A 12,683-nucleotide genomic window follows, 5' to 3' on the forward strand; every position below is an offset into this window, starting at 1 on the left:
TTTTTTATCGTTTTTTGATTTCTTCAAGTAAGATCTTGTTGACCATCGGCGGGTTGGCCTGTCCTTTTGAGGCTTTCATAATCTGCCCGACAAGGAAGCCGATCGCGCGGTCTTTTCCGTTTTTGAAGTCTTCAATTGACTGCGGGTTGCTGTCAAGCGCATCTGTTACCAGCTTCAGAAGCACGCTTTCGTCAGAAATCTGCACGAGGCCTTTTTCTTTGACGATTTTTTCTGCGTCGCCGCCTTTTTCAATTAATTCTTTAAAGACTTTCTTCGCGATTTTAGACGAGATGGTTCCTTTTTCAATCAGCTTAATCATGCCGGCAAGGCCTTCAGGAGTCAGTGCGACATTCTCAAGCTCTTTTTGTTCGGCGTTCAGGTAAGCTGAGACTTCACCCATCAGCCAGTTTGATGCCTGCTTGGCTTCTGCGCCTTTATTGACCGTTTCTTCGAAGAAGTCAGCCATTTCTTTCGTCAGCGTCAGAACCATTGCGTCATAAGCCGGCAGGCCGAGCTCTTCGATATAACGCTTGCGGCGCTCGTCCGGAAGCTCAGGAATGGTTGCTCTTACGCGTTCTTTCCATTCGTCATCGATGTAGAGCTCGACAAGGTCAGGCTCAGGGAAATAGCGATAGTCGTCCGAACCTTCTTTGACACGCATCAAAATGGTTTTTTTCGTCGCTTCATCGTAACGGCGCGTCTCCTGCTGAATGACTCCGCCTGACAGAAGCACCTGCTCCTGGCGTTTTTCTTCATGCTCAAGTCCTTTTTGCACGAACGCGAAGGAGTTCAGGTTTTTCAACTCCGTTTTTGTGCCGAATTTCTCCTGGCCGATCGGACGGAGGGAAATGTTGGCGTCACAGCGCAGTGAACCTTCTTCCATTTTACAGTCGGAAACGCCTGTATATTGGATAATTGATTTCAGCTTTTCGAGATATGCGTAAGCTTCCTCCGGTGTGCGGATATCCGGCTCAGATACAATCTCGACAAGCGGCGTGCCCTGGCGGTTGAAGTCAACGAGGGAATAGCCGTCGCCCGTATGCGTCAGTTTTCCCGCATCTTCTTCAAGGTGAAGACGGGTAATGCCGATTTTTTTCGTTTTTCCACCGACTTCGATTTCGATCCAGCCGTTTTCGCCGATCGGCTTGTCAAATTGAGAAATTTGATATGCCTTCGGGTTGTCGGGATAGAAATAGTTTTTCCGGTCAAACTTCGTATCCGTTGCGATTTCACAGTTCAAAGCCATTGCGGCTTTCATCGCGAATTCGACCGCTTCTTTGTTCAAAACGGGCAGCACGCCGGGATAGCCGAGGTCGATGACGCTCGTTTGGGTATTCGCTTCCGCGCCGAATGGCGTCGGTGAGCTTGAGAAAATTTTAGATTTTGTTTTTAATTCCACATGGACTTCAAGTCCGATTACCGTTTCAAAGTTCACTTCATTTCACCCCTTACAGTTCAGGTTTCGCTTTATGATGATCTGTTGCCTGCTCAAAAGCATGAGCGACGCGGTATACAGTGCCTTCATCGAAGTGTTTTCCGATGATTTGCAGTCCGAGCGGCAGTCCGTCCGCAAATCCGCACGGCACGCTGATTCCCGGCACACCCGCGAGGTTGACAGGGATCGTTAAAATATCGTTGGCGTACATTGTGAGCGGATCGCTGGTTTTTTCGCCGATTTTGAATGCCGGTGTCGGCGTTGTCGGTCCGACGATGACATCGTATTTCTCAAATACGTCTTCAAAATCTTTCTTAATAAGCGTGCGCACTTTTTGCGCTTTTTTGTAATACGCGTCATAGTAGCCGGAGCTGAGCGCGAAGGTCCCGAGCATGATGCGGCGCTTCACTTCGTTGCCGAAGCCTTCTGAGCGTGTCTGTTTATAAAGGTCGATCAGGTTGTCCGCATTGTCTGAGCGGTATCCGTAGCGGATGCCGTCAAAGCGCGCAAGGTTCGCAGACGCTTCGGAAGATGACAGCAGATAATACGTCGCAAGCGCGTATTTGCTGTGCGGCAGAGATACTTCTTCCCATGTCGCTCCGAGGTCTTCAAGCACTTTTAAAGCGGCTAAAACCGATTCTTTCGCTTCTTTGCCGACGCCTTCTCCGAGATATTCTTTCGGTACGGCGATTTTTAAGCCTTTAATATCGCCAGTTAATGAAGAAAGAAAGTCCGGCACTTCGACATTGGCGCTCGTAGAGTCCATTTTGTCCGGGCCTGAAATCGCCTGAAGCAGGAATGCGTTATCTTCTACGGTTCTTGTGATCGGTCCGATCTGGTCCAGTGAAGACGCAAAAGCGACCAAACCGTAACGCGACACGCGTCCGTATGTAGGCTTTAATCCGACGACGCCGCAGAAAGAAGCCGGCTGGCGGATGGAGCCGCCCGTATCAGATCCGAGTGAAAACGGCACTTCGCCCGCGGCAACCGCCGCTGCGGAACCGCCGCTTGATCCGCCGGGAACCGTATCGAGATTCCAAGGGTTTTTCGTCGCTTTGTACGCGGAGTTTTCAGTAGAAGAACCCATCGCGAACTCATCCATATTCAGCTTTCCGATCGTGACGGCTTCAGCGGCTTGAAGGCGCTCCACAACCGTCGCATCGTAAATCGGATCGAAGTTTTCGAGGATTTTGCTTGAGCATGTTGTGCGAAGCCCTTTGGTCACGATGTTGTCCTTGACGCCGATCGGCATTCCGAAGAGAAGACCGTGTTCAGACCGTCCGTCAACCGCTTCGTCAAGTTCTTTCGCGTAAGCGCGGGCTCTTTCTTCATCAAGCTGTAAAAACGCCTGCACCTTATCATCCACGGATGCGATCCGTTTGTAAGATTCATCAACAAGATCGGAAATCTTGATTTCTTTTTTATGTATCATTTGTTTCAGTTCTGTGATTTTGTGATCAAATAATGACATACTGTCTCCCTCCTTTAATCCAGAATAGATGGCACACGGACATAGCCGTCTTTATGATCGGGAGCATTTTTCATGACATCCTCGACCGGAAGGCCTTTACCCGCTTCATCTTCTCTCATTACGTTTTTCATTTTCAGCACGTGTGTTGTCGGTTCCACGTTATCCGTGTCCACTTCATTAAGCTCCTCGGCAAACGAGATGATGCTGTCAAGCTGTTCTGTGAACATTTCAGCTTCTTCATCCGTAATGGCGAGTCTCGCCAAATGAGCGACATGCTTTACTTCTTCTATAGAAATTCGTGACATAAGATCCACCTCCGCATAATTCTCCGTTTCGTCATATAATACTGATCATATCAAAAACGAGCCCTCTAAAGCAACAAAACGCCGCCTTCTGAGGCATGATGAAACCCTCTCTATTTTATCCTAAATCGGGGAGAAAGAGAAACGAATTATATGTCAGAAAATTTTTACTTTTATAATTTATTGGTAGCGTTTTCATCTTTAAGCTGTTCTATGCTGCCGGGGATTTTTTCCTTGAATGGGCCAGGTTTCGAGAGTTGATTGATCGGGGATACTTTGTTAGGTTTAGTAACCATAGCCTGCACAAAATCATGCATTCAGCATGTCATGATGACTAAAGGCTTGCCGCCGGCGCAAAAGTCCGGCACTACTAATCTGCAGAGGTGATGCAACATTTACTTAAAAGAAGAGAGGGTCCAGAAACGTGAGTATTGAATTAATTATATCTCTTGGCATTTACTTTGCTGCCATGCTGTTAATCGGCTGGTACGCATTCAGGAAGACAACGAATATTAATGATTACATGCTGGGCGGAAGAGGACTCGGCCCGTTCGTAACGGCGCTGTCCGCAGGTGCGGCCGATATGAGCGCATGGATGCTGATGGGAGTTCCCGGCGCAATGTTCGCAACGGGGTTATCGACCTTATGGCTGGCGCTCGGTTTGACGATCGGCGCGTATTCAAATTATCTGCTGCTTGCTCCGAGGCTGCGCGCTTACACGGAAGTTGCGGATGATGCGATTACGATTCCCGATTTTTTCGATAAACGGTTCCGCCACTCGTCATCATTGCTGAAAATTGTTTCCGCCGTGATTATTATGATCTTTTTCACACTGTACACATCGTCCGGGATGGTATCCGGAGGCAGGTTATTTGAATCGGCATTCGGCGCCGACTACAAATTCGGTTTGTTTTTAACGGCCTGTGTTGTTGTGCTTTACACGCTGTTTGGCGGTTTCCTCGCTGTCAGTCTGACTGACTTTGTACAGGGAGCGATCATGTTTGCGGCATTAGTGCTTGTGCCGATCGTTGCTTTTACCCAGCTCGGGAGCGTTTCAACGACGATTGATTCGATCAACGCCGTTAACCCGAAACTATTGGATATCTTTAAAGGCGCGAGCGTCATTAGCATTATTTCTTATTTGGCATGGGGACTCGGCTATTACGGCCAGCCTCATATCATCGTACGATTTATGGCGATTAAAGAAGTGAAAGATTTAAAACCCGCCCGCAGAATCGGGATGAGCTGGATGTTTATTTCAGTTGTCGGCTCATTGCTGACCGGGATTATCGGGGTTGCGTATTCTCATCACTTCGGGGTCTCCGTAAAAGATCCGGAAACGATTTTCATTATTTTTTCTAAAATCTTGTTCCATCCGCTGATTACGGGCTTCTTGCTGTCCGCGATTTTAGCGGCGATCATGAGTTCCATTTCCTCACAGCTTCTCGTAACGGCAAGCGCCATTACGGAAGATTTATACCGCGCCTTTTTCAGACGGGAAGCGAGCGATAAAGAATTGGTCATGACCGGACGCCTGTCGGTATTGATCGTGGCCGTTATCGCCATTTTGCTTTCCATGAATCCGAACAGCACCATTCTTGATCTGGTCGGATATGCGTGGGCAGGCTTCGGTTCGGCTATCGGCCCGGCGCTCTTGCTCAGTCTGTACTGGAAACGGATGAATGAATGGGGAGCGCTTGCGGCGATGATTACCGGGGCCGCGGCCGTTTTAATCTGGATCACGACAGGGCTTGCCGCTTCAACCGGCGTATACGAAATCATTCCGGGGTTCTTCCTCAGTCTGATTGCCGGTATTGCCGTCAGCCTGCTGACCAAAAAACCGGCCGATGCTTCTTATCAGCTGTTCAGCCGGATGGAAGCTCTTTTGAAAAACAAGAAATAGACAAAAAGCCGTCAGATTTTATCCCTGACGGCTTTTTTCTTCCGCACTTGTCCTGCTATAAATACTGTGAGAAAATCATATCAATTTATTATAAGAAAAATTGCGGAGGTGCTGTGCAAATTGAGCTGGCCTATCGAACCAGACATTTTATTAAAGCTGGGCATTGCCACGCTGATCGGCATGATCATCGGTCTTGAACGCGAGCTGAAAAACAAACCGCTCGGACTGAAAACCTGTATCGTCATCGCCGTCAGCTCCTGTATGCTGACGATCGTCAGCATTAATGCGGCATATCATTTCCCAAAATATTACCGAATCATGATGGATCCGCTCCGCCTTCCCGCCCAAATCATTTCCGGCGTCGGTTTTATCGGCGCGGGCGTGATCCTGCGTAAAAGCAATGACGTCATATCCGGCCTGACGACATCGGCTATCATCTGGGGCGCAGCCGGGCTCGGTCTGGCTACAGGCGCCGGCTTTTATAAAGAGGCGTTCGCAAGCCTCTTGTTTATCCTGATCAGTGTCGAATTTCTTCCGTGGCTGATCAGAAAAATCGGTCCCAACCGCTTGAAGGAAAAAGATATCCGCGTGAGAATGTCTCTTTCCGATAAAGACAAAATGACCGAGATTTTAAAGGAAATGAAAAGCAAACAGCTCCGCATTCACTCCGTCCGGATTGATGATCTGGGTGAAAAAGAATTTCCGATTATGGAAGTGAAAGTCAGTGTTCATAAAAACCGCTACACCACTGACGTCTATTATGATATTAAAGAAATTCAGGGTGTCGTCGGAGTGAAGTGTGATACGCTATAAAAAAACGCCGGGCTGGATTCAGCCGGCGTTTTTCTATTTATACGAATGCAGAAAAGTTATACTCCGTAATCGGGGTTTCATTTTCGATATCGCGCCTGAAGGTTTTCAGCATCTCAAGTTCCTCGTCCCCGAGTGCATTGAGGTCAAACGCCTGATGCAATAATCCGTAGATCAGCATATGGCGCAGCCGGAGGAAATCCGGGATGTGTTCAAGCCAGGCGGGATCAAGGTCATTTTCTTCCCTGTAGCCTTTCATAAAGTGAGTCATGAATTCACCCGTAAACGCGGCCTTGTCTTCATACGGGATGACCGGATACCACAACATGTTGTACAGCAGAATACTGATATCATTCACAAACCAATTGTAGCCGATATCATCAAAATCAAATGCAGTGATTTTTCCGTTGTCCCAATTGAAATTGCCGTGGTGCAGATCGGCGTGCACAAGGCCGTAGTTTTCAGGGTTCTTCGGCAAACGGCGCAGTTTTTCCATTAGAGCATCCGCCCGCTCAAATACGAGATGCTGATCTGCGGGTACGTATTTTCTCAGCTTCAGCTGCTCCTCTTCATCCCATTCCTGCCTTTTATATGTCGGATCGCTCAGACGGTAGCTTTTCGTCAGCCGGTGCATGTTCCCCGTGTACTTTCCAAGCTCGTAAAACAGGGTTCCGTTCCAGTCTGGTTCCTCCACTTTGCGTCCGGGCGCTTTTTCATAGACTCTTACTAAAAACGCTCCGCCTTTTCCATCCGGGACTTCTTCGACATCTTTGCCACTTAATGAAGGAATCGGCTTTGCTGCTGAAAGCCCTCCCCTTGCCAGATGATGAAGCCATTCCATTTCTCCGAGAATATATTCCGGTGTTCTTCTGATCGTATGCGTAATTTTTAAGATATACGGTTCGTTATCTTTCACAATTTCATATACGTAGTTCTCTGCGTCCGCAATAAATTGAAACTTGGTAAATCCATATATTTCACCGGCCTCAGCCAGCACCTTATCTTCCTCAAAAATCGCTTTAATATCTTTATGCATGCTGATTCACCCTTTTCATAACGTTTGTAGGCGGTGTGTGTACTCAGCAAATGTCATTCATCAACATTCCTGCCCTTCTTTTTTCACAGCAGATTAGTAACATCCGCTTAGAAATGAAATGTGTTTTCCTGTTAATTCCTGATTATACAAATATCTTAACATACCTCATTCCTCGCTCCAACGATATTCACAATAAAAAAACCCTTGCTCATACAGAAATGAACAAGGGCATTCTGGTTAATCGTAAATATGGACGGTCGGTTCTTTGTCACCCGCATTGCGGACGATCAGCGCTTCCTGCCCGTCAGACGAGGTAATGTTAATTTCGACATCAACTGAGCCTTTTGAATAATAATCCATCAGCTCACCTGTTAAGTATTGGGTGAAGGCGATGACTTCGCTTTTCCCGTAAAATTGCATCGGGATTTCAATCTTCATTTTTCTCATTTCATCGTTTTCGTACATTGCCGTTCCGACGACTCCGGTGTAATTCGGGAAGTAGCTGTCGATGGCGTTTTTGAAGCGTTTAAATACTTCGGAATCATCAGGGTATTTTTTTGCCGTGTCTGTATCCGCCGGATAGAAGACGTACTTTTCTTTGACATCATCCCAGTTTGAAATGGTGGATGAGCCGGCCTTGACTTCTGTTTTTGCAATGTAATTCCCCGGTACGATTGATGTTTTCGGCGCTTGTTTATAAAGGGCGACGGTAATCGGCACATTTTTCAGGTTATCCATTTTCCGAAGGCGGTTAACGACTTCCTGGGCGATTTCTTCACCGTGGCTGCGGATCGTTTTGTCACTGAGCTCCACTTCCTGCTGCGGATCACCTGTGTTTTCACGGTAATAGTATACAGAGTTGAGAGCGAGACCGATCATGATACCGCCAAGCTGGATGGAATTTTTATCTTTTCTTACTAAGTAATCCTGCTCAAGCATGGACGCTAAGTAAATCGGGCTGTTTTCATTTTTCTCTTTTGCCGATCCCGAGCTTGGCAGCACGGGATTTAAGCCGAGATTCTGGAAATTGGCGTCTGCCTTTTTCGCCTTTTTCAGATCACTGCCCTCTTTTTTGCGGTCAAGCCAGCTGAGTACCGTGTCCTCATCTAAATACTGGCCTTCCTGATACAAATAGTCATCCGTCGGGAACGTGTCTTGAGCGAGCCGCATCAGACCCGTCTCGAATTCATCGATGTCCAGCCTCGTGTTCAGCCGGTCCGCGGTCAGGCCGCGCGCTTTTCCGGCCTTAAACGGAAGCACCATTTTATAGTAGGAATCAGAGATATTATATTTCGGTATGATCGCTTTTTCAGAAGACTTTGCCGTTTTCTGCGTGATCTCTTCCTCTTTGTTCCCCCCGAAACTCGGCGAACAGGCCGACAGCATGAGTACTGCCGCCGTTGCCGTCGCCGCCAATGCCAACATCTTTTTCAATAGAAAACACTCCTCTTATTTCTTTAGCTCTCCCAATAGCTGTGCTTCATTCCATACTTCAATGTTTAATTCCTGCGCTTTTGTCAGCTTGCTTCCGGCTGCTTCTCCGGCAATCAGCAAGTCTGTTTTTTTGCTGACAGATCCCGTCAGCTTTCCGCCGAGCGCTTCAATCTGCGCCTTGGCTTCATTTCTGGACAGCTCTTCAAGCTTTCCGGTTAACACGATGGTTTTGCCGGCAAAATAAGAGTCGCTGTCCTCCGCTTTTACTTTTTTCGGGCCTTTGTAGAGTGTGTTCACACCGAGTTTCTCAAGTTCATTCAATAGCTCAAGCATTTCTTCTTTGCGGAAATAGGTGATAACGGCATCGGCCATCTTTTCGCCGATTTCATCCACCGCAAGCAGCTCTTCTTCCGTAGCTTGTTTCAGATTTTCCAGGCTTTCAAAATGCATGGCGAGTGTTTTGGCCGCTTTTGAGCCGATAAAACGGATGCCGAGACCGAACAGCAGGCGTTCCAGCGAATTCTCTTTCGACTTTTGGATGGAGCTGATCAGATTGTCAGTTGATTTTTCCCCCATCCGCTCAAGCCGGATGACCTGCTCTTTCGTCAGCTTATACAAATCAGCGACATTACGGACGAGATGTTCACGGAAAAGCTGTGTGATGACACGTTCTCCGAGTCCGTCAATATTCATCGCGTTGCGTGAGACAAAGTGAATCAGGCCTTCTCTGATCTGCGCCGGACATTCCGGATTGATGCAGCGCAGCGCGACTTCTCCTTCAATGCGCACTAGCTCGCTTTCGCACTCAGGGCAGCTGGTCGGCATATTGAATTCTTTTTCTTCCCCGGTCCGCTGTTCGATTAAGACATTGACGACCTCAGGGATGATGTCGCCCGCTTTTTTGACGACCACTTTATCGAGAATGCGGATATCCTTCTCTTTAATTAAATCTTCGTTATGAAGGGATGCTCTTGAGACCGTCGTTCCCGCGACTTTTACCGGTTCCAGAACGGCGGTCGGCGTAATGACGCCCGTTCTTCCGACATTCAGTTCGATATCGAGCAGTTTTGTCACGACCTCTTCCGCCGGGAATTTATAAGCAATCGCCCAGCGCGGGCTTTTTGCCGTATACCCGAGCTCTTCCTGCTGGTCGAGCGAATCGACTTTGATGACGATTCCGTCAATTTCATACGGGAGATCGGCCCGCTTCGCCTGCAGCTCTTCGATCATTTCAATGACTTCATCTATCGTGGCGCATTTTTTTCGTTCCTGGTTTGTTTTAAAACCGAGCTCATCCAGAAAATTCAGGCCCTGACTCTGTGTTTCCACACCCATCTCGTCAAGCTCCGCTATACTGTAGACGAAGATGTCAAGATTTCGTTTCGCTGCAATTTTCGGATCGAGCTGTCTGAGTGAGCCCGCAGCCGCGTTCCGGGGATTGGCGAACGGCTCCTCTTCATGTTTCAGCCTTTCTTCATTGAGCGCTTCAAATGACTGTTTCGGCATGTACGCCTCTCCGCGCACTTCTATGGAAAGATTCCGTTTCATTTTCAGCGGAATGTTGCGGATCGTTTTTAAGTTTTCCGTGATATCTTCGCCCGTCGTTCCGTCTCCTCTTGTCGCGCCTCTGACGAAATAGCCGTCTTCATAACGGAGAGAAACAGCAAGACCGTCTATTTTCAGCTCCACATTATAAGCGACGCCGTCACCGACAGCCTGACGGACCCGGCGGTCAAAATCGCGGAGATCATCATCGTTAAATGCGTTGCCGAGACTGAGCATCGGCGTGCCGTGCTGCACCTTTTGAAACGATTCAAGCACCGCTCCCCCGACCCGCTGTGTGGGCGAATCAGGCGTTCTGAGTTCCGGGTGCTCTTCCTCTATGGCAATCAGCTCCTGAATCAGTCTGTCGTACTCGGAATCCGGCACGCTCGGTTCATCTAAGGTGTAATATTCATAACTGTACTGATCGATGGTGCGGCGCAATTCTTCTGCCCGGTGTTTCGCTGTTTCTTTGTCCATCATGTTCTTCCTTTCCTCTTCAGGTTACTGCTTTTCAATCGGCGCAAAAGCGGCAAGCAGACGCTTCACGCCGACTGGGCTCGGGAATGCGATATCAAGCTCGGTGCTTTCGCCTTCTCCTTTTACGCTGACAACCGTTCCGGTGCCCCATTTTTTATGGCCCGCTTTATCGCCGACCGCCCAGCTGAGCGAGTCGCCGCCTGTTTTGTTCGCATAGGAAACGGGACGGGATACGGGCCCGCGTTTCGGCTGCACTTTTCTTCCCGGCTGCATGCGGGGTGTTTTCTTCTCATTTAGGTTCTCCAATAAATCGCCAGGTATTTCCCTGATAAAGCGGGATTCCGGATTCATATTGGTGCGGCCGAATAAGGTGCGCATTTTGGCATTCGTTAAATACAGTTCTTCTTCCGCCCTCGTAATGCCTACATATGCGAGCCTGCGTTCTTCTTCCATCTCGGCTTCTTCCATCAGGGAGCGGCTGTGCGGGAACACGCCTTCTTCCATGCCCATTAAGAACACGACAGGAAATTCAAGCCCCTTAGCGGCGTGCAGTGTCATTAAAGTGACGGCATCCTTTCCGCCTGATTCCTCTTCCTTCTGGTCGAGCTGGTCAATATCCGCAATCAGCGCCAAATCAGTCAGAAACGCGACGAGAGACTTGTCTTCGCTTTTTTGTTCGAAGTTTTTCGTCACGGAAAGAAACTCGTCGATATTTTCAAGGCGGCTTTGGGCTTCGATTGATTTTTCGGCCTTCAGCATTTCTCTGTATTCCGTTTTCTCGAGAATTTCTTCCGTGAGTTCCGTAATGGACAGGTAATCCTGCATGTTCGTCAGATTTTCAATCATCGCGCCAAAGCCGTCAAGCGCGTTTGCCGCTTTCGCGCTGACGCCAATGAAATCAACCTGTTTGATCGCCTGGAACATTGACATTCCGTTCATCGCCGCATATGAAGCGATTTTTTCTAGCGAAGTGGCGCCGACGCCCCGCTTCGGCACATTGACGATCCGCGTAAAACTGATGTCGTCGTCCGGGTTTGACACAAGGCGCAGGTATGCGAGAATGTCTTTAATTTCTTTCCTGTCGTAGAACTTGGTTCCGCCTACGATATTGTAGTTCAGTCCGGATTTTAAAAGGGTTTCCTCAATGACGCGCGACTGGGCGTTTGTCCGGTATAAAATCGCGATATCGGAAAGCTTCCGCCGGCCCGAGCTGTGCAGCTCGTAAATTTTGCCCGCGACGAATTGGCCTTCGCCGAATTCATTGTCGCCGCTGTAATAAGAAAGCTTGATGCCTTCGTCATTTTCCGTCCACAGGTTTTTCGGCTTGCGGTTTGAGTTGTTTTTGATCACTTCGTTAGCCGCCTGCAGAATCCGCTTTGTTGAGCGGTAGTTTTGCTCGAGCAGAATCACGTTTGCGCTCGGATAATCTTTTTCAAAGGAAAGGATATTCGCGATATCCGCCCCGCGCCATCTGTAAATGGACTGGTCGGAGTCACCGACGACGCAGATATTTTCAAGGCGGGCCGCAAGCTGCTTCACAAGGAGGTATTGCGCCCTGTTCGTATCCTGATACTCGTCTACGTGAATGTACTGGAATTTGCGCTGATAAAACTCAAGCACTTCCGGCACACGCTCGAAAAGCTTAATCGTCGTCATGATTAAATCATCAAAATCGAGCGATTGGTTTTTCAGCAGTTTTTTCTGATAATCGGTATACACGTCACTCGTGACCTGATCGTAGTAGCCGCCGGCCGATTTTGCGAATTCCTCAGGTTCGATCAGCTCGTTTTTTGCGCTGCTGATGGAGCCTAAAATACTTCTCGGATCAAACTTTTTCGGATCGATATTCCGCTCTTTCAGAATCCCTTTAATAACGGAAAGCTGATCAGCCGTATCAAGAATGGAGAAATTTCGGTTGATGCCGATTCTGTCAATATCCCTGCGCAGAATCCGCACGCACATGCTGTGGAAAGTGGATATCCAGATTTCATCCGCGCCGGGTCCGAGAATGCTCTCTACCCGCTCCTTCATTTCTCTGGCGGCTTTATTTGTAAATGTAATCGCCAGAATGTTCCATGGCGCCACGTGTTTTTCCGCCATTAAGTATGCGATTCTGTGCGTCAGCACACGTGTTTTTCCGCTTCCCGCGCCCGCCATCAGAAGCAGCGGACCGTCCGTCGTCTTGACCGCTTCCTGCTGAACGGGATTTAATCCGCTTAATAATTGATTGCTAATGTAATTCATATCCGTTCACCGCCTATCAAACATAT

Annotated in this window: 9 protein-coding genes; 2 read left to right on the plus strand and 7 right to left on the minus strand. The window is 48.4% G+C overall.

Annotation, left to right across the window (positions count from 1 at the left end; translation table 11 throughout):
• Nucleotides 1-4 precede the first annotated feature (4 nt).
• Genes gatB through gatC form a run of 3 tightly spaced genes read right to left on the minus strand, consistent with a single transcriptional unit; the run spans nt 5 to nt 3,211 of the window.
• A complete protein-coding gene (gene gatB, locus SB24_RS06315) occupies nt 5-1,435 on the minus strand; it encodes an Asp-tRNA(Asn)/Glu-tRNA(Gln) amidotransferase subunit GatB (RefSeq protein ID WP_039252442.1) in 1,431 nt (476 codons plus the stop codon).
• Nucleotides 1,436-1,448: 13 nt separating this feature from the next.
• A complete protein-coding gene (gatA, locus tag SB24_RS06320; protein WP_007408915.1) occupies nt 1,449-2,906 on the minus strand; it encodes an Asp-tRNA(Asn)/Glu-tRNA(Gln) amidotransferase subunit GatA in 1,458 nt (485 codons plus the stop codon).
• A 14-nt stretch (nt 2,907-2,920) separates the two neighbouring features.
• Complete coding sequence (gene gatC, locus SB24_RS06325) at nt 2,921-3,211, minus strand: Asp-tRNA(Asn)/Glu-tRNA(Gln) amidotransferase subunit GatC (protein WP_003155732.1); 291 nt, start codon at nt 3,209-3,211, stop codon at nt 2,921-2,923.
• 421 nt (nt 3,212-3,632) lie between these two features.
• Between gatC and putP the strand changes: the two genes are divergently transcribed.
• Both putP and SB24_RS06335 read left to right on the plus strand, forming a co-directional pair.
• On the plus strand, nt 3,633-5,111 hold the full coding sequence (gene putP / locus SB24_RS06330) for a sodium/proline symporter PutP (protein WP_039252446.1): 1,479 nt from the start codon (nt 3,633-3,635) through the stop codon (nt 5,109-5,111).
• Nucleotides 5,112-5,291: 180 nt separating this feature from the next.
• Nucleotides 5,292-5,924, plus strand: a complete 633-nt coding sequence (locus SB24_RS06335; RefSeq protein WP_228841468.1) for an MgtC/SapB family protein — start codon at nt 5,292-5,294, stop codon at nt 5,922-5,924.
• Nucleotides 5,925-5,961: 37 nt separating this feature from the next.
• On the opposite strand, the gene SB24_RS06340 is transcribed toward SB24_RS06335, so the two are convergent.
• From SB24_RS06340 to pcrA, 4 genes are all read right to left on the minus strand, one after another.
• The gene (locus SB24_RS06340; protein ID WP_039252449.1) at nt 5,962-6,957 is read right to left on the minus strand and encodes a phosphotransferase enzyme family protein; all 996 of its coding nucleotides are present in this window, start codon (nt 6,955-6,957) and stop codon (nt 5,962-5,964) included.
• A 237-nt stretch (nt 6,958-7,194) separates the two neighbouring features.
• On the minus strand, nt 7,195-8,391 hold the full coding sequence (locus SB24_RS06345) for a CamS family sex pheromone protein (protein WP_015416980.1): 1,197 nt from the start codon (nt 8,389-8,391) through the stop codon (nt 7,195-7,197).
• Nucleotides 8,392-8,406: 15 nt separating this feature from the next.
• A complete protein-coding gene (gene ligA, locus SB24_RS06350; RefSeq protein WP_039252453.1) occupies nt 8,407-10,413 on the minus strand; it encodes an NAD-dependent DNA ligase LigA in 2,007 nt (668 codons plus the stop codon).
• Between the two features lie 24 nt (nt 10,414-10,437).
• The gene (gene pcrA / locus SB24_RS06355; RefSeq protein WP_020955453.1) at nt 10,438-12,657 is read right to left on the minus strand and encodes a DNA helicase PcrA; all 2,220 of its coding nucleotides are present in this window, start codon (nt 12,655-12,657) and stop codon (nt 10,438-10,440) included.
• Between the last annotated feature and the right edge of the window lie 26 nt (nt 12,658-12,683).

Origin of the sequence: Bacillus sp. Pc3, from assembly GCF_000815145.1 — a bacterium.
Lineage (GTDB): Bacteria > Bacillota > Bacilli > Bacillales > Bacillaceae > Bacillus > Bacillus velezensis.